Raw genomic sequence first — 18,081 nt, forward strand, 5'->3', positions numbered from 1 at the left:
TGGCGGCCTCACGGAATCGGAATTGCCGTCTCCGACTTGAGCCGCTCCAGGGCGAAACGCGCCACAACGTTCTTGAGGTTGCCGGCGGTAATGATGCGCCGGTAGACGTCGTCGTAGGCGGCCATGTCGGGCACGACGACGATCGCCATATAGTCGATGTCGCCGGCCATGCGGAAGAAGCCGGTCACCTCGGGCAAGGCGCTGATCATCGTCGCGAAGCGGTTGATCTCCGCCTCGGAATGCTCGCCGAGCTGGATCGAGACGAACACCGTGATGCCGATACCCAGCATGTCCTGGTCGAGCAGCGCCACGCGCTTGCGGATGACGCCCGCTGCCTCCAACCGCTGGATGCGCTTCCAGCACGGCGTCGGCGACAGGCCGACGTCGTCGGCGAGCGCCGCGATGGTCACGGTCGCATCGCGCTGCAGGCCGCGCAGGATCTTGCGATCGATGGCGTCGAGCTTGACCGACCGGTCGCCCGTGCCGGGCTTGAGCCGCTCCAGGGTATTCGCAGTCATGGGGGACCGCCTCGGGTCAGAGATTAAACATTTCGTACGCGTGATTTATACAAAATCACATTGATCATCGTTTTAATCTAAATGAACCCGGCGGGCAATCGCCGCGCGCAGCGAAAATCGCCTACCCCTCGCGGGCAGGCGGAGCATGAGCCGTCGGCTGGCCTCGTCCCATCGAAAGGCCATGCTCCAACTCGTTGAATCGGCAGAGCGCCCGCCGGCCGGGCGATTCGATCGTCGGCGCGAGCGCGGTAGCGCTAATGCGGCGGCGGCTCGATGGCGATGCTGCAGCATCGCCAGTGTCGGATGGAGTGAGCCCGACGAACCCGGTCGCGTCAGAGCATTTCGCAATTGGATGAATCCATCCAATTGCGAAATGCTCTGACTCTTTGAGTCTGGAGCGCTTCTTTTGCGATTGGGTGAGTCCACCCAATCGCGAAGCGCTCTGGCGCTTTACGCTGTGGCCAGTACAGCCTCGGCCGACCGGCGCGCCGCGACGGCGGTGATGAAGCCGCCGTAGCTCCAGGTCAGGTTCTTGGCCGAGGCCGGCGCCCCGGTGGTCTGGTCGATCTGCTCGGCCATGGAGCCATCCGCGGGCGTGAAGCGGCGTACGGCGTTAAGGATGGCGTCACCGCGGGCGATCAGCCCCTGCACCACCGCAGGCGGCCCGCCCGCCGTCCCGACGGCAGCCGCAAGCTGGGGATGCAGGCCGCCCGCGGCGGACGGGCCGGCGGTCACCACCGCCTCCCCCAGCCGGTAATAGAACTCCGCCGCGGCGAGCGTGGTCATCAGATAGGCGCCGCCCGCATAGTAGCGGTCGTTCTTGTAGCGGCCGAGCAGCAGGCCGCATCCGGCCGGGCGATCACGGTTAATCGCGTAGTCCTCGGCGAACAGCGCCTCGAGCTTCAGCAGCGTCGCCTGGGCGCGCACGTCGAGGACGCTGCCATCCGCCGCCATCCGCTCGGCATGCACCACGCCGAGGATCACCGCGGCGTCGAGCGCCTTGTCGGCACTGGTGTCCGGCCCCGGCAGACGGCTCAGGTAGAAGCCGTCGCGCTCCGACCAGTAAGCCTGCAGGCTCGTGGACAGCACCTCGGCCGCCGCCGCATAGCGCTCGGCGCGCCCGCCGTCGCCGCGGGCGCGGGCCCAGCCGACACCGGCGTCGAGCGCCGCGAACTGGATCAGGCGCGTGTAGAAATGGTGGCCGACCTCCTCTTCCCAGAGGTCGAAGCACGGCTCCGCCGAGCGCCGCGCCGTGCAGTCGAGGTCGATCGTCACGAGTTGGTCGATCTCGGCATGGCTCGCCGCGGCGCAGGGCAGCGCGCGGTAGCGCAGCAGGCCGAGCGGCCGCATCGCGGTGCCGTCGAACTGCGGCCGCGGCCAGGAGATGGTGTCGAGCGTGCCGTCCGGGTTGTAGCGCGTGTCGCCGAGGACATAGTCGCCCTCCGCCCTGGCGATGTCCTCGGCGGCCCGCACGAATTGCAGGAAGTCGGGCCTGACGCCCTCACGGGGGTCGCCCTGGGCCAGCCTGGCTGCGCCGCTCAGCCGCGTCAGCCCCAGGCTGAAACGGATATACTCGGCAAAGGCCGTTTGCGCCCTCTCCCCGTGCACGGGATCGCCGACGAGGTGGCGCAGCGCGTCCATGGTCAGCGACGAGTCGCGCAGCCAGTGGAAGAAATAGTCGGGGTCCGGATCGTAGGAGGAGAGCTCCGGCGACGCGAGCACGGAGCCCTTCACCGGCCGCATCGTGCGGCCGAAGCCCGGGCGGTCCTTGAGCAGGTGGGTGGCCGAAATGGCCCCGAAGATCTTCGCCGACGCATGGGCGTACTGACCGTCGATCCAGGCCGAGAGCCCGCCGTCGGTCAGCTCGCCGGCGCCGGATGCCGCTGGTCCCTCCGCCATTCCGCCCTCACGCAACCTTGGTCGAGAAGCCGAGCAGCCCGAGCCCCTGCCGGACTTCCGGGCAGCTCATGAACAGGTCCCAGAGCAGGCCGGAGCGGCCATTCTCGATCATGCAGACGATGGGGCCCTGGTCGATGGCGATATGGGTCGGCGAGACCCATTGGCGTGCATCGCTGAACGACGAGACGAAGCCGTACTCGGTCCACAGGTCCCGGCCGCGCTCCTCGTAGAAATAGCGCATCGCCGCGAGCGACTCGTCCGGCACGTAGGGGTAGCTGCCGATCGCCGCCGTCGGCGCGATGACGCCGAGGTCGGAGGTCGGCGACATCTCGCGGTAGCCGTCGTCCGTCTCGTTGGCGGTCAGGCCCCAGCAGTTGGGCCCGTAGCCGGCGTAGCCCTTCGGGTTGCGGATGCAGTAGGCGCGGTTGGCCTGCGAATGGGCCACGTTCTGGCGCCAGTAGTCGGCATACTTGTCCGTGAGGCCGCGGGGATCGATGCCCATGAAGGAATAGTGGGCGAAGAACAGCGGCCCGCCGTAGTCGGGGCCGAGCGGCACCTCGATGCCCTCGTAGCTGCGGCGGTTCTCGAACACCCGTGCCTCCGCCCAGCCGCGATGGTAGGTGCGCGGATCGGCCGGATAGCGCGGCGCCGAGGCGGCCAGCACGTAGGTGATCAGGCATTCGTTCCAGCCGCGGATCTCGTGATCGAGCACGAAGCCCTGGTTCGGGCTCCAGTGCCAGAACAGCACCGCGTGGCCACCCTTGGCGTACCAGTCCCACTCGGCCTCGCCCCACAGGATGTCGACCGTCGAGCGGATCTCGCTTTCCGCCGGAGTGGACCGCGAAAAGTACTGGCGGGCGGTGAGCAGGCCCATCATCAGGTAGGAGGTCTCGACCAGATCGCCGCCGTCGTCCTTGCGGCTGAACGGGATGGTGGCGCCGGTCGCGCCGTTCATCCAGTGCGGAAAGACGCCGTGGTAGGTCGGCGCGGCGATGAGGAAGCGCACCATCCGCAGCACGCGCTCCGCCGCCTCATCGCGCGTGATGAAGCCGCGCTCGGCCGCCACGATGATGGCCATCACGCCCATGCCGGAGCCGCCGATCGTGACGAGATCAGGCCGCGTCGCCAAGAAGTCCGTGCGCTCCCGGATCAGGCCGCTCACCGGGTGGGCGAAATCCCAGAAGTAGCGGAAGGTCTGCCGCTGCACCTCGTCGAGCAGTGCGCTGTCGGACAGGTTCGGCGTCGTCTTGATGGCGGCCATGGCTCCCCCTTCTATCGCCAAGCCCAATAGGCCGTCGACCACGTCGGATTGGTGACAGAGCCAAGGCCGGACGGCGGCCCGTTGGCGGCCGCAACGCCGGCCGTGCATAGCGCCTGCTTCAGGGGATAGCTAGGTGCGCCGGAGCGAACCGCGAAATCATGTGCCTCGGCAGTAACTTGCGCGATTTATCTGAATCAGGTCGGGCGCCATGGGCCTGAATCAACGTGGACCTGATTCAAAAGGTGAGGAACGACGGGCAAGGCACGGCCGCGGTCCGGCGTGCCAGCGGCGAGAATGGAGTCCGTCGTCATGGGCTTGGCGCGTTTTGTTGAATCCGGATGCCAGCGCCGGCGGCTCCGGCGCGCGGATGGAACGGCCGCCTCGCCGCGGCCATTCCTTCACGCCGGGCTGTCGTCCTACTTGGGCAGGCCCTCGACCGCCTTCTCCGTGTCGGTGACGAAGCCGAAGCACTTCTTCACGTTCCAGATCGTCGCCTCCCGGCAGTAGTCCGGCGAGGTGGTGCCGCAGCAATCCTCGACCAGCACGCAATTGTAGCCGAGGAAGTGGGCGTCGGTCAGCGAGTGCAGCACGCATTGGTCGGTGTTGACGCCCGAGAAGAACAGCGTCTTCACCTCGAGGTTCTTGAGGATGCTGTCGAGGGGCGTGTCCCAGAAGCCGCTGATGCGATACTTGTCGACCTTGATATCGCCGGGCAGTTGCTCGAGTTCGTCGACGACGGCGGCCGACCAGCTGTCCTTCTCCAGCAGATGGGCGCCGTTGGGCAGCGGCTGGCCGAGGCCGATGCCGTTGCCGTCGGGATTGAAGACGTAGAGCGTGGTGGGCGGCAGGTTCTTGCGGTCGGGCCGGTTGCCCCAGTTCAGCCAGACGATGGGCACGCCGCAGGCGCGCAGCGCCGGCAGCAGCCGCTGCAGCGGCTTGATCGGCGCACGCTCGGGGCTGAGATCGGCGCCCAGCCAGTCGACCCAGCCGCCCGGCGCGCAGAAGTCGTTCTGCATGTCGACGACGATCATGGCCGAGCGCGCCAGATCGACGGTGATCGTCTGCGGCTCGGCGGCGATCGTCGCCAGCACGGGCGGTGGCGGCGGCGTCGACAGGTCCACGTGCGTGGGGCTGACCTTCCAGGCATAGGCGCCGGTGCCGAGCCGGGTGCGATCCACATCCGGTAGCGGCGCGGCCTTGGCCATGGCGGTTGTCGACATGTCGCGATCCTCCTGAAACTGCTGCCGCAGCTTTGAGCAAACCGCGTGCCATTGTGGGCACTCACTCCCGCTCGATGGGCATGTGCCGGCGGCCATCGAGGCGGCCGCTCTCGTATTCGATCCGGCAGAATTCGGAGAAGGTGTGGGCGGCAACGCTCAGCGGCCGGTCGCGTGCCCACGCGACGCCGGTGTTGAGCGTGGGGATGTTGGCCACCACCTCGCGCACCTCGATGCGGTCCCCCTCCAGCGACCACGGCCGGTACATCATGTCGGAGAGGATGGTGACGCCGTTGCGGAAGGCGATCAGGCTGCGGACAGCCTCGACGGATTCCGTGCGCACGACGATGTTGGGCTTGAGCTTGTGGGCCTGCCAGTAGGAGCTGGTGGAGGCCTCCGCATCGTCGATCAGAAGCTGAACGTAGGGCTCGCGCGCCACGTCGGCGAGCGTGATGATGTCCTCCTTCAGGAGGGGGTGCTTCGGCGGCAGCCAGAGGCGGCGCATGGACCGCACCAGGGTGTGGCTGGCGAGATTGACCCGGTCGGCGAGGTTGGACACGAGCAGCAGGCCGATATCGAACTCGCCCCTGAGCAGGCCCGCTTCGATATCGACCCGCTTGGCCTCGCGGATCACCACCTCGACGTTGGGAAAGCGCTGGCGGAAGCGCGACAGCAGCGGCGCCAGGAAATAGCCGCCGACGGTGATCGACACCGCCAGTGTGATCGTGCCGGCGAGATCGTTGTTCGGCCGCGTCAGCGCATATCCGGCGCTCTCGACCGCCGACAGGATGTTGCGGCAATGGGCGAGGAAGCGGTGCCCTTCGTAGGTGAGGGTGAGCCCGCGCGGATGCCGCTCGAACAGCTTGATGCCGGAGACGGCGGCGAGCTCCCCGACCGCCTCGGTGACCGCCGAGGCGGAGATACCGACCATGGTGGCGGCCGTGCTGATCTTGCCCGTCTCGGCCACGGCGACGAAGTAGCGGATTTGCCGAAAGGTGACCGCGGTAAGGAAGCGGTCGGAGCCGAGCTGTAGCGTGGCGGGGGACATTCTCTTCGTCATCGGCCTATTGATGCAGCAAATTTCTGCACATCTGCATAATTATTAGTCGATGTGTATTCGGAATTTCCGATATCATAATTCATAAAATGCAAGTTTACAATATTTTTTGGCTCCTCCAAGCTTGTCATTGAGATGATACCGGCCTCGCTTCGTACGTCACGGTTGCAATACACGCCACATCGAAAACCGATTGCATCGATCGGCCATCTTTACTGATGCGTCGTCTTGGATTGCAGGACAGAGGCGATACGGCAGAGACGGAGCGCAGTGGTGCACCGGACAATGTCAGAGAGCCGGGCCTGAACCAGGGCCGGCCGTAGCGGCGTGGGCCGCAGAGAGGTAGCTGAATGTTCGGGTCGCCTGCGAAAGCCAAACACCGCCTGTCGAGCCGGCGCATGCTCGCGGCGGTGTTCGGTGTGATGATCGGATTCTCCGGCCTCGCGTCGGCGGCGCACGCGGAGATGTCGGCGGCGGCGAAAGCGGTGGTGGATTACGACAAAGCGTTCAAGGCGCCTGCCAAGAAATTCCGCATCGCCTATCTCACCGAGTGCGTCGACAACCCCTATTGCCTGGCGCGGCTCGCCGGCCTGAAGGCGGCAGCGGCCAAGTACGGTTTCGAGTTCAAGATCTTCGACGCGAACTTCAGCCCGGCGACCCAGGCCAAGGTGGTCGAGAACGCCGTCACCGAAGGCTTCGACGGCTATCTGTTCGGGCCGGCCGCCGCCCAGCCCGGCTGCGGGCTCTACAACCGCCTGCTGAAGCCGACGGGCAAGCCGGTGGTCTCCATCGACATCGCCATGTGTGGCGATCCGGACTACACGCCGGGCCTTGCCGCCACCCTGACCATGCAGGGACCTGCTCACTTCGACGCCTTCCTCGACAACGCCTTCAAGTCCTGCAAGGGCACGTGCGAGGCTGCGGCCGTCGGCGGCTTCGTCGGCTCCGACCTGTTCACCTATTGGGAAGCGGCCATCAAGAAGGCCGCGGCCAAGTACCCGAACGTCAAGGTCGTCGTCGACGAGCCGGCGAACTTCGACCCGCGCATCGCGCTCAAGAAGATCCAGGACGCCCTGCTCGCCCACCCGAAGATCAACCTGATCGTGTCCTCGTGGGACGACATGTCCCGCGGCGTCGAGCAGGCCATCGTCGCCGCCGGCAAGGTGCCCGGCAAGGACATCATGGTGTTCTCCGGCGGGGCGACCAAGGTCGGCGTCGACAAGGTGAAGTCCGGCAAATGGGCGGCGACCTACGCCTACCTGCCCTACCAGGAGGCCTACTACGGCGCCGCTGCGCTGATGATGGCGCTCGAGGGCAAGCCGATCAACGCCTACATCGACGAGGCGCTGCTGCCGGAGATCGTCAACACGACCGGCACCGTGATCATCACCAAAGAGAATGCCGACAAGTACACGCCGAACTATTGAACAGCCGCGGGAGCCGCCGGATGCCTCGGGCGCCCGCGCCCGAGCGTCGGCTGAGGCACTGAAGCGATGCGAGAATCCACGCTAGGACCCGAGGCGCCTGCCGGCCAGCCGGCGCCGGCCCTTCGGCGCGACCTGAAGTCGACCGTCGCCATCCGCGTGCGCAACGTCTCCAAGGCGTTCCCGGGCGTCCAGGCGCTGCGCGGCGTCAACTTCGAGCTGCTCACCGGCGAGGTGCACGGCCTGGTCGGCGCCAACGGCGCCGGCAAATCGACCTTCATCCGCATGCTCTCGGGGGCGAGCCGGCCGGACACCGGCGAGATCGAGGTGCAGGGCTCGCCGCTGTTCTTCGACAACCCGCGCCAGCAGCGCAGCGCCGGCATCGCGGCGATCTACCAGGAACTGACGATCATCCCTGAGATGTCGGCGCTGTCGAACGCCTTTCTCGGCGAGGTGCCGTCGCGCTTCTTCTTCACCGACCGGCGGCGGATGGAGAGGCGCTTCAAGGAGCTCGCGGCGTGGATGGGCCTCAAGGCTGCGCCCCATGCCAAGGCCGGCACGCTGTCGGTCGCCCAGCAGCAGATGCTCGAGATCATGCGGGCGGTGCAGGCCGAGCAGAGCGTGCTCATCATGGACGAGCCGACGGCGCCGCTCGGCCCCTACGAGCGCTCCCGGCTCTACGACCTGATCGGCCGCCTCAAGGCGAGCGGCGTCTCGATTATCTTCATCTCGCATGACCTCGACGAGGTCCTGCGCCTCTGCGACCGGGTCTCGGTGATGCGTGAGGGGCTGCTCGTGGCCACCAGGACGGCCGCCGGCTGGAGCAAGGACACGCTGGTCCAGGCCATGCTGGGTGACATCGAGATCACTGCTGCGCCGAAGCTGGCGCGGGCCGGCGGCCGCGACGAGCTGCTGCGGGTCAGCGGCATCACCCTGCCCGGCAGCGTCGCCGACATCTCTTTCACGCTCGGCGCCGGCGAGGTGCTGGGCATCGCCGGGCTGGTCGGCGCCGGCCGCACCGAGCTGCTGCGCGCCATCGCCGGCGCGGAGGCCGGCGCCCAGGGCACCCTGCGCCTCGCCGGCGTCGAACGAGCCCTGCCGTGGACGGTCCGCGAGGCGATCCGGCAGGGCATCGTGCTGGCGCCCGAGGACCGCAAGCGCCAAGGGCTGGTGCTGTCGCGGCCGGCGCTGTCGAACCTCATGCTCGCCGACCTCGGCGGCGTCGCCGTCGGGCCGGTGATCGACCGGGCCGCGACGCGCGCCCGTGGCGAGGCCCTCGCGCGCCAGCTGGGCTTCGACCCCGGGCGCCTCGATGTCGAGGCCCTGACGCTCTCCGGCGGCAACCAGCAGAAGCTCGTCCTCGGCAAATGGCTCAACCGCAAGCCGCGCGTGCTGCTGCTCGACGAGCCGACCCGCGGCATCGACCTGGGCGCCAAGCAGGAGATTTTTCAGACCATCCGGCGGCTCAGCGCCGAAGGCATGGGCGTCATCCTGGTCTCGTCCGACCTGGAGGAGGTCGTCGAGCATGCCGACCGGGTGCTGGTGATGGCTCGCGGCCGCCAGATCGGCCTGCTCGACGGAGACGACGCCACGGTGGAACGGATCTTGAACCTGATCTTCGCGGTCGAAGACCGTGCAACCGCGACCGGGGCCGATTGATGAGCAACGCCGACGCCCTTGCCACCACCAGCGCACCGCCGGCCGTGCCCGCCTGGCGGGCGCAGCTGCCGACGCTGATCCGCGTCTACGGCATCATCCTGACGCTCGTGCTGCTGCTGGCGGTCGTGACCATCGGCAATCCCGCCTTCCTATCCCAGCAGAACATCTTCAACATGGCATCGCAGTGGGCGCCGGCCGGGATCATGGCCGTCGGCATGACCTTCGTCATCCTGACCGGCGGCTTCGACCTCTCCGTCGCCTCGGCCTATTCGCTGTGTGCCGTCGTCGCCGCCTACGTGGGGCAGAGCCAGGCGCCCGGGATCGCCTTCGCCGCGGCCATTGCCGTCGGCCTGCTGTTCGGGCTGGTGAACGGCATCCTCGTCGCCGTGGTGCGCATCAACCCGTTCATCACCACGGTGGGCAGCGGCTTCATCATCAACGGCGTCGCCCTGGTGATGACCCAGAACGCCGCCTTCCTGGTCGACAACGAGGGCTTCGGGGTGCTCGGCGCCGGCCGCTGGCACGGCATCCCCTACTCCGGCATGCTGCTCGTGGCCTTCCTTGTCGTCTTCGGGCTGATCCTCGCCCGCACGGTCTACGGCGAGGCCGTCTATGCGGTGGGCGGCAATTACGAGGCGAGCCGCTTGTCCGGCATCCGCGTCCGCGCCGTGGTGGCGAGCACCTACGTGCTGCTCGGCGGCTGTGTCGGGCTGGCGGGCAGCATCGCCGCCTCGCAGCTGAGCTCGGCGCAGGCCAACCTCGACCCCGGCATCATCTTCGACGTGCTGACCATCGTCGTCGTCGGCGGCACCTCACTGTCCGGCGGCTCCGGCGCCATGTGGCGCACCGCCGTCGGCCTCGCCATCATCGCCACCATCTCGAACGGCTTCGTGCTGCTCGATATCAGCCCCTACTATCAATCGATCATCAAGGGCTCCATCATCGTCGCGGCGCTCGCCCTGGACACCGGCCTGACCCGCCTCGTGCGCGCCAAATGACCGGCTGAGCGATCACCCAGTGAGCGGCCAGCGAGCGTCCTGTTCCCGTGACCAGCATCAGGTGACCCCATGAGCTTCTCCCTGGAAGAGACCACCATCCGCGATATCCACGCCGCTTACCTGGCGGGAACGCTGACCTGCGTCGAGCTGGTGCAGGGTTATCTCGACCGCATCGCCGCCTACGACCAGGGCGGCCCGGCGCTCAATTCCTTCGTCAAGCTCAATCCGAACGCCCTGGCGGAGGCCGCCGCCCTCGACAAGGCCTTCGCCGCGAGCGGGACGCTGAGCGGCCCGCTGCATGGCATCCCCGTGGCGGTGAAGGACCAGGCCGAGACCAAGGGCATCGAGACGCGCTTCGGCTGCGTCGGGCTCTCCGGCTACGTGCCGGAGGAGGACGCGACCGTGGTCGCCAAGCTGAAGCAGGCCGGTGCCATCATCCTCGGCAAGACGGCGATGCCGGACTTCGCCACCTCCTGGTTCGGCTATTCCTCGGTCAACGGCGAGACCAAGAACCCCTACGACCTGGACCGCGACCCTGGCGGCTCGAGCGCCGGCACGGGCGCCGCGATCGCCGCCAATCTCGCCACCGTCGGCATCGGCGAGGACACCGGCGGCTCGATCCGCCTGCCGTCGAGCTTCGACAATTTGGTCGGCGTGCGCGTGACGCCGGGGTTGATCAGCCGCAGCGGTCTGTCGCCCCTGGTGGTGTTCCAGGATACGGCCGGGCCGATGGCCCGCACCGTCACCGACGCGGCGATCCTGCTCGACGCCATCGTCGGCTACGACGGCAAGGACCCCTACACCACCGCCTACGTCATCGCCGGGCACACGGGCAGCTACACCCAGAACCTCGACGTCGGCGGGCTGAAGGGCGCACGCGTCGGCGTGCTGAAGGAGGCGTTCGGCAGCGACGAGGATCCCGACTGCGCCCAGGTGAACGCCGTGGTGCGCGCGGCCATCGGCGAGATCAAGTCAGCCGGCGCCGAGATCGTCGAGGTGAGCCTGCCCAACCTCATGGACTTCGTGGTCGAGACCTCGCTCTACATCACCCACTCGCGCCACGACATCAACGCCTTCCTGGCCTCGCGCCCGGCCCTGCCCTATTCGTCGCTCGACGCCATCTACAAGGACGGCCAGTACCACAAGGGCATGGACCTCATCGACGACATCATGACGGGGCCGCTGCACCCGGCCGACGACCCGGAGTACTACCGGAAGCTCGCGGCCCGCGACGCCTTCCAGCGCGCCGTGGTCAAGATCATGGCTGACAACGGCCTGGTGTCGATCTGCTTCCCGCCGTCCCAGGTGCTGCCGCCCAAGCGCGAAGAGCTGCGCGCCGGCAAATGGCCCGTGCTCGCCTTTCCGACCAACACGCTGATCGCGGCGCAGACCTGGCTGCCGTCGATCTGCCTGCCGGCCGGGTTCACGCCTGCGGGCGTGCCGGTCGGCATCGAGATGGTGGTGCTGCCCTACCATGAGCCGGAGCTGTTCAAGCTGGGCTACGCCTTCGAGCAGGCCACGTCGCACCGCCGCCCGCCGGCCAGCGCGCCGCCGCTCTGAGGCCCGGGGCCGTGGCGCGCATCAGCCGCTGCGCCCGGCCATCAGCCGCAGCGGGTTGTACTCGATCACCACGTCGCCGCGCTGGTTGACCACCCGGTTCAGCGTCCGGACCTTGCCGCGGCCGGGACGGGAAGCCGGCTCGGCTGAGATGACCTCGACCTCCACGTGGATGGTGTCGCCGGCGACGGTCGGCTTCAGCACGTTGAGCTCCATGTGCAGGAAGGCGAGCCCGGTGGCTTGTGCCGTCGCGTTGAGCACCAGGCCCTCCGCAACAGCGTAGACGAGGGCCGCAGGAACAAGCCGGCCGCTCGTCGCTGCCTGCGAAGCCCTGTACTGGGCGTCGATGAAGAGGGCCTCCAGCATGCCGGCGCAGGTGATGAAGTTGACCAGATCCGTCTCGGTGATGGTGCGGGCCACGGTCCGGAACACGTCGCCGGGTGTGAAGTCCTCGAAATGGAAACCCGAACCGATGGTGCGCATGTGGACCTGCCCTTTGCCCTATCCGATGGGTGGTCGGGTCAAGTCCGGCCACGACGCTGAAATGTAACGCACTTTCGTCATGGCCAAGCTTGACCCGGCCACCCATCGTTGCTCGACCAAATCGTCCTAGAACGTCAAGCCCTCGCTGGAGCGACGGACGCTCCGATGGAATCGGAGCTGTCGCTCTAACTCTTTGTTTCAGCATCCGATTTGTCCTAAAGCCGGCATCCACTTTTGGGTCCGATGCACTAGCGGTCGCTGCCCGCTTCGGCGAGATCGAAGATCTCGTCCGGCAAGGTCAGCAACTCGCGCCGGATGACCTTGGCCGTCTCGGTCTTGGGCAGCCTGGCGGCGAACTGCACGTAACGGGGCAGCATGAAGCGGGCGACGCGCCCCTCGAGGAACCGCCTGACATCGCGGGGCTCAAGGCGCTGCCGCGCCACAACCACCGCCTTGATCTCCTCGCCGAAGATCGGATCGGCGACGCCGACGACCGCGGCCTCGTCGATATCCGGGTGGGCCAGCAGCGCCGCTTCGATCTCGGCCGGCGCAATGTTCTCGCCGCCGCGTCGGATGGTGTCCTTCAGCCGGCCGCGGAACGACAGGAAGCCGTCCGCATCGAAGATGCCGAGGTCGCCGGTGTGGAACAGGAAGTTGCGGGCGGCCTGCCAGGACGCCTCCGCATTGTCCCAATAGCCGAGCAGCAGCGTGAACGGCCGTTTGGGGCGCACGACGATCTCGCCCGGCGTTCCCGGCGGCACCGGCTCGTCCTGCGCATCGACGACGAGCACCTCCATGTCCGGCCGGACGTGCCCGCAGGTGTCGAAGCGGTAGGCCTCGGTGCTGTTGCCAGTGACCCAGCCGCCGACCTCGGTCATGCCGTAGAGCTCATAGGGCTTGATGCCGAAGCGGTCCTGCATGGCCCGCCAGACCTCGGGCGGGCAGCCGCCGCCGACGCAGCGTGTCAGCCGGTGAGCCGTGTCGGGCTCGCGGACGCGGCTGGTCAGCATCGCGAGCAGCGTGCCCACATAGGTGAACAGGGTACAGCCGAATGTTCGCGCGTCGTCGAAGAAGCTGCCGACCGAGAACTTGGGCCGGATCACGACGGCGCAGCCGGTCTCCAGCGCCGACATCAGTGCGTACATCTGCGGGTTGGCGTGGAACAGCGGCAGGCAGACCATGATGCGGTCGTCGGCCGTGATGGCGAGCGATTTCACCATCCACCGGCCACTCGCCAGATAGGCTTCGTGGCAGTTGAGCACGCCCTTGGGCAGGCCCGTCGTGCCCGACGTGTAGATGATGCTGAGCGGATCGGAGCCCCGCCCGTCGAACAGGACGTCCGGCTCGCACGTGCAGGCGGCCGTGAAGAGATCGGCCTCACCGGCGAACGCAACGACAAGGCGATCGGCGAGCAGGGATGCGATGTCCGCCGCCGCGCGGTCTAGGATCACCTGCTCAGCGAGCACCGTGCACGCGCCCGACTGCGCGATGGAATGGCGCAAGCCCTCGCCCACGAGCCCGGTGTTCACGGAGACCGTGACCGCGCCGATGTTAGCGAGGGCGTAGAACGCGACGACGAACGCCGGCCGGTTACCGCACAGCAAGGCGACGTGATCGCCTGGGCCGACGCCGCGGCTCCGCAGCAGGGTCGAGGTGCGCAGGACCAGGTCGGCGAACTCGGCCCAGGTGATCGTACCGTCGTCGAAGACTAGCGCCGGGGCATCCGGCCGCGCCTGCGCCTGGTGGATGAGCCGGCCGGGCAGCGTCGCGCTCATGGACGGCCCGGGGCCCCGCCCAGCCCGGCCACCGGCAGCAGGAACTTGGCGATGGTGTTCTTGAGGATCTCGGCCGAGCCGCCGGCGACCTCATAGGCCTTGGCGTCGCGCAGGAAGCGGCCGAACGGGCTCGATTCCATGATGCCGTACGCACCGCAGATCTGGGCGGAGCGGGCGGCTACCTCGGTCGCCACGGCGCAGGCCTTGTACTTGGCCTCGCTGCCCCAGCGGGCGATCTGCTCGCCATCGCCCAATGCCCCGGCGGCCCGGTAGATCAACAGCCGCGCGGCGTCGATCTCGGTGAGCATGTCGGCGAAGTACCATTGGATGCCCTGGAACTCGAGCACACGCTGGTCGAACGCGACGCGGTCACGGGCAAAGCTGAGCGCGCCCTCGAAAGCCGCCCGCGCCACGCCGAGGCTGATGGCGCCGGCGAGCGTGCGCGAGTGGTTGAGCACGGTCACCGCCTGGCGCACCCCCTTGCCCTCTACGCCGATCAGGTGGTCGGCCGGCAGGCGCACGTCGTCGAGCACGACGTTCATGTGCGGGCCGTTGCGCAGGCCCCAGGTGGCTGAGTTGGCGCCCTTGTAAATGGACAGCCCGGCTGCATCACGCGGCACCGCGAACACCGAGACGCCGTTCTCCGTCTCGGCCAGGATGATGAAGAACTCGGCCGCCGAGCCCGACGTGATGAAGTGCTTCTCGCCGTGCAGGATCCACTCGCTGCCCTGCGGCCGGGCCTTGGTGTCCAGGCTGCGGATGTCGCTGCCGTGGCTCGCCTCGGTCAATGCGTAGGACGACAGCAGGCCCTCGGCGAAGGCCGGCAGGTAGCGCCGCTTCAGGCTGTCGGCGCCAAAACTGCGGATCATCGTCTGCGCCTGGAAGATGGTGATCAGCGAAATGCCGACGGCCGCGCTCGCCACCGCCAGCTCCTCGCAGACCGCGACCGCGTGCGCATAGCTGAGGCCCGCGCCGCCCAGCTCCGGCTCCAGCACCACGGTGCTGTAGCCGTGGCGAGCCAGGTCCTTCATGATGGCGACGGGATAGATGTCCTCGCGGTCGATGCGCTCGCCTTCCGGCGCCACGACCTCGCGGGCGTAGGCTCGGAGTCGGTCGACGTAGGCTTGGTCGACATAGGCCGACCAGAGCGCCGAGGTATCGATCGAGGGGGCGCTGGCTGTCATGCCGAGCTCCATGTGCGAGGGGTCGGGCGGGCGGCAGCGCTCGCGGGAATCGTCCCCGCTACCGCGTGGTCACGTAGGGGCACTTGCTCTCCGACAGAGGCGCGAACGCCTTGTCGCCGGGGATCGTCGCCTCGAGCTTCAGCAGGTCCCAGGGTTCCCGCGACTCGGCGGGCGTCTTGACCCTGAAGACGTAGAGGTCGTGCACCATCAGCCCGTCCTCGCGGATGCGGCCGTCGGGCGTGAACATGTCCCGCACCGGCGCCGCCTTCATGGCGGCGACGACGGCCTTGGCCTCGGCGGTCTTCGCCGCCTGAACCCCCTTCAGGTAGTGCAGCGTGGCGGAGTAGAGGCCGGCCTGCACCATGGTGGGCATCTTGCCGTGGCGGGCGAAGAAGCGGCGCGACCAGGCACGGCTGGCGTCGTTCAGGTCCCAGTCGAAGGCCGAGGTCAGGTACATGCCCTGCGCCACCGGCAGGCCGAGGCTATGGATGTCGGTGATGAACAGCAGCGCCGCGGCCAGCGTCTGCGTCTTGCTCATCCCGAACTCGTGGGCCTGCTTGATGGTGTTGATGGCATCGGCGCCAGCATTGGCGATGCCGATGACGTTGGCGCCGGAGGCCTGCGCCGTCAGCAGCTGTGACGAGAAGTCCGTGCCGGAGGCGGGCGGGTGCTTCGCCGCGCCGATCACCTTGCCGCCGCCGGCCAGCACGCCGGCTGTGGCGCCGTCCTGCATGGAGCGGCCGCCAGCGTAGTCGGCGGTGATGAAGAACCAGGTATCCTTACCGGCGCGCGTGACGATCTCGGCGGTCGAGCGGCCGATGGCATAGGTGTTGTAGGTCCAGTGCAGCACCGTTGGCTGGCAGTCCTCGCTGGTGAGGCTGGGCTGGCCCGACGAGGTCATCAAGATGACCTTGTTGTAGACCGGCGCCAGCTTCGAGACGGCGAGCGCGGCCGAGGCGCCGGTCACGTCGGTGACCATGTCGACCTTGTCCTCGTCGAACCAGCGGCGAGCGATGTTGGACGCGATGTCGGGCTTGTTCTGGTGATCGGCCGAGTAAAGCCGGACCTTGAACGACGGCTTGTCCTGCGCCTGAAAATCCTCGATCGCCATCTGCGCGGCGATGACCGAGCCTGGCCCGACCAGATCCGCGTAGGCGCTCGCCATGTCGGTCAGGACGCCGATGCGGATCTCGTCCGGCATCGCTGCCGGCTCGGCGCCCGCCTGCCCGGCTGCCAGCAGCATCGCGGCCAGGGCCGCGCCCCATCCGGCCCGTCCAGAGCTTCGCATCCCGTTCCTCCCGATCGCATTGCTTGATGCGGGCGTCGGTCTGCGCCGGGTCCCGCTTGCCCGAAGCCTCCGTCAAAAGCCGACCCGAGTCAACAAAATGAAAATCGGTTCAATTTTCAAAATATGATTGACTCGACCCGGCGGCCGCTCATACTTCCCGGCAAGACAAGATAAAGATGGATGGGAGGATATGAATCTGACGAGCTCCTTGGAGCGAGCCTTGCAGGTCAACGCCACCGGCATAGCAACCATCGATCACGGCAAGTCCCTCACCTGGCGCGAATTCGTCGCGCGGGTGGAACGGCTCGCCGCAGCTTTTCTGAATTCGGGGATCGAGCCCGGCGGCCGCGTCGCGATGCTGGCCAAGAACGGCAGCCGCTACCTCGAATACTACTACGCGACGTTCTGGGCCGGCGGCATCGCGGTACCCCTCAATACCCGCTGGGCCGTTCCCGAGATCACCTTCGCGCTGACCGATTCAGGTGCCCGGATCCTGATCCTCGACGATCACTTCGCCGCGCTCGCGCCCGATCTGCTGGCGGCCGCGCCGGACGTTCGGACACTGATCTTCTGTGGCGCGGGCTCGGCGCCTGACGGCGCGCTGCATTGGGAGAGCCTGATCGCCGCTGCGGAGCCGGTGCGCGACGCCGTCCGCGGTTGGAACGATACCGCCGGCATCTTCTACACCGGCGGCACCACCGGGCGGTCCAAAGGCGTCATGCTGAGCCACGGCAACCTGGTCACCAACGGCATGGCGGAGGCCATCTGGCTCAACATGCGCCAGCGCTCGTCCTACCTGCACGCGGCGCCGAGCTTCCACCTGGCCGACGCCGCGGCGGGCTTCGCCCTAACGGCGGTCGCCGGCACGCACGTCTTCGTCGAGGCCTTCGATCCGGCCGAGGTGCTGCGCGCCATCGCCGACAGCGGCGCCACGCACCTCCTCCTGGTGCCCACCATGATCCAGATGCTGATCGAGCACCCGGGCTTTTCGCCCGGGAAGGCGGCCTCGGTCGAGACCATCTTCTACGGCGGTTCGCCCATGGCGGAAGCGCTGCTCGAGCGCGCCATCGCGGCCCTGCCCCGGGTGCGCTTCGTGCAGGCCTACGGCATGACCGAGACGTCGGCCATCGCCACCATTCTGGAGCCGGATTTTCACGTCACGAGCGGCCCCAACGCCGGCAAGCTGCGCTCCGCCGGTCGCCCGGCTTCGCACGTGGCGCTCAAGATCGTCGACGCGGAGGATCGGCCGCTGCCACCCGGCGAGGTCGGCGAGATCGTCGTGCGCGGCCCCAACATCACCGCGGGCTACTGGAACCAGCCGGAACTCAGCGCGTCGACCCTGCGCAACGGCTGGATGCACACCGGCGACGTGGGCTATCTGGCGGAGGACGGCTTCCTCTATGTGGTCGACCGGCTCAAGGACATGATCATCTCGGGCGGCGAGAACGTCTATTCGGCCGAGGTCGAGAACGCCATCGCCCAGCACCCGGCCGTGCGCCTGTGCGCGGTGATCGGCATCCCGGACCAGCGCTGGGGCGAGGCCGTGCACGCGGTGGTCTGGCCGGTGGCGGACGCGAACGTGACGGGCGACGACATCATCGCTCACTGCCGCCGCCACATTGCCGGCTACAAGTGTCCGCGCAGCGTCGACGTCACCGATCGGGAGGTGCCCCTGTCGGCGGCCGGCAAGATCCTCAAGACCATGCTGCGCGAGCCCTATTGGCGCGCCCACGACAAGCATATCCATTGAGGCGGGGGGCG

General features: G+C 67.8%; 14 protein-coding genes. 5 read left to right on the forward strand and 9 right to left on the reverse strand.

Annotated elements, in window-relative coordinates:
* Positions 1-8: 8 nt before the first annotated feature.
* The 5 genes from ACZ5PO_RS30360 to ACZ5PO_RS30380 form a co-directional block, all read right to left on the reverse strand.
* On the reverse strand, positions 9-518 hold the full coding sequence (locus tag ACZ5PO_RS30360; RefSeq protein ID WP_464186094.1) for an Lrp/AsnC family transcriptional regulator: 510 nt from the start codon (positions 516-518) through the stop codon (positions 9-11).
* 450 nt (positions 519-968) lie between these two features.
* On the reverse strand, positions 969-2,417 hold the full coding sequence (locus ACZ5PO_RS30365) for a glycoside hydrolase family 15 protein (RefSeq protein ID WP_464186097.1): 1,449 nt from the start codon (positions 2,415-2,417) through the stop codon (positions 969-971).
* Positions 2,418-2,424: 7 nt separating this feature from the next.
* On the reverse strand, positions 2,425-3,678 hold the full coding sequence (locus tag ACZ5PO_RS30370; RefSeq protein ID WP_464186099.1) for a glucoamylase family protein: 1,254 nt from the start codon (positions 3,676-3,678) through the stop codon (positions 2,425-2,427).
* A gap of 416 nt (positions 3,679-4,094) precedes the next feature.
* Positions 4,095-4,898 carry a cysteine hydrolase family protein gene (locus ACZ5PO_RS30375; RefSeq protein WP_464186101.1) on the reverse strand — a complete coding sequence of 268 codons (804 nt, stop codon included), beginning with the start codon at positions 4,896-4,898 and terminating at the stop codon, positions 4,095-4,097.
* Between the two features lie 61 nt (positions 4,899-4,959).
* Positions 4,960-5,943 carry a LysR substrate-binding domain-containing protein gene (locus tag ACZ5PO_RS30380; protein ID WP_464186103.1) on the reverse strand — a complete coding sequence of 328 codons (984 nt, stop codon included), beginning with the start codon at positions 5,941-5,943 and terminating at the stop codon, positions 4,960-4,962.
* A gap of 359 nt (positions 5,944-6,302) precedes the next feature.
* On the opposite strand from ACZ5PO_RS30380, the gene ACZ5PO_RS30385 reads away from it, so the two are divergent.
* The 4 genes from ACZ5PO_RS30385 (at position 6,303) to ACZ5PO_RS30400 (ending at position 11,593) form a co-directional block, all read left to right on the forward strand.
* Entirely contained in the window at positions 6,303-7,379 is a 1,077-nt protein-coding gene (locus ACZ5PO_RS30385) for a sugar ABC transporter substrate-binding protein (protein WP_464186105.1), read from the forward strand.
* Between the two features lie 66 nt (positions 7,380-7,445).
* Complete coding sequence (locus tag ACZ5PO_RS30390; RefSeq protein WP_464186106.1) at positions 7,446-9,035, forward strand: sugar ABC transporter ATP-binding protein; 1,590 nt, start codon at positions 7,446-7,448, stop codon at positions 9,033-9,035.
* Positions 9,035-10,033: an ABC transporter permease gene (locus ACZ5PO_RS30395; RefSeq protein WP_464186109.1), complete on the forward strand. Its 999-nt coding sequence runs from the start codon at positions 9,035-9,037 to the stop codon at positions 10,031-10,033. Before ACZ5PO_RS30390 ends, ACZ5PO_RS30395 begins: the two co-directional genes overlap by 1 nt.
* 69 nt (positions 10,034-10,102) lie before the next feature.
* Positions 10,103-11,593 (forward strand): amidase, encoded by a 1,491-nt coding sequence (locus ACZ5PO_RS30400; RefSeq protein WP_464186111.1) that lies wholly within the window; start codon positions 10,103-10,105, stop codon positions 11,591-11,593.
* A 21-nt stretch (positions 11,594-11,614) separates the two neighbouring features.
* Here ACZ5PO_RS30400 and ACZ5PO_RS30405 read toward each other — a convergent pair whose 3' ends face one another.
* The 4 genes from ACZ5PO_RS30405 to ACZ5PO_RS30420 form a co-directional block, all read right to left on the reverse strand.
* Entirely contained in the window at positions 11,615-12,073 is a 459-nt protein-coding gene (locus ACZ5PO_RS30405; protein WP_464186112.1) for a hotdog family protein, read from the reverse strand.
* A 248-nt stretch (positions 12,074-12,321) separates the two neighbouring features.
* Positions 12,322-13,848: a class I adenylate-forming enzyme family protein gene (locus tag ACZ5PO_RS30410; protein ID WP_464186115.1), complete on the reverse strand. Its 1,527-nt coding sequence runs from the start codon at positions 13,846-13,848 to the stop codon at positions 12,322-12,324.
* On the reverse strand, positions 13,845-15,032 hold the full coding sequence (locus ACZ5PO_RS30415; protein WP_464186116.1) for an acyl-CoA dehydrogenase family protein: 1,188 nt from the start codon (positions 15,030-15,032) through the stop codon (positions 13,845-13,847). The genes ACZ5PO_RS30410 and ACZ5PO_RS30415 overlap by 4 nt, the downstream gene beginning before the upstream one ends.
* A 58-nt stretch (positions 15,033-15,090) precedes the next feature.
* Positions 15,091-16,320, reverse strand: a complete 1,230-nt coding sequence (locus tag ACZ5PO_RS30420; protein WP_464186117.1) for an ABC transporter substrate-binding protein — start codon at positions 16,318-16,320, stop codon at positions 15,091-15,093.
* Positions 16,321-16,510: 190 nt separating this feature from the next.
* Between ACZ5PO_RS30420 and ACZ5PO_RS30425 the strand changes: the two genes are divergently transcribed.
* Positions 16,511-18,070, forward strand: a complete 1,560-nt coding sequence (locus ACZ5PO_RS30425; protein WP_464186119.1) for an acyl-CoA synthetase — start codon at positions 16,511-16,513, stop codon at positions 18,068-18,070.
* Positions 18,071-18,081: the final 11 nt, after the last annotated feature.

Source organism: Chelatococcus sp. KU-N122, assembly GCF_055391085.1.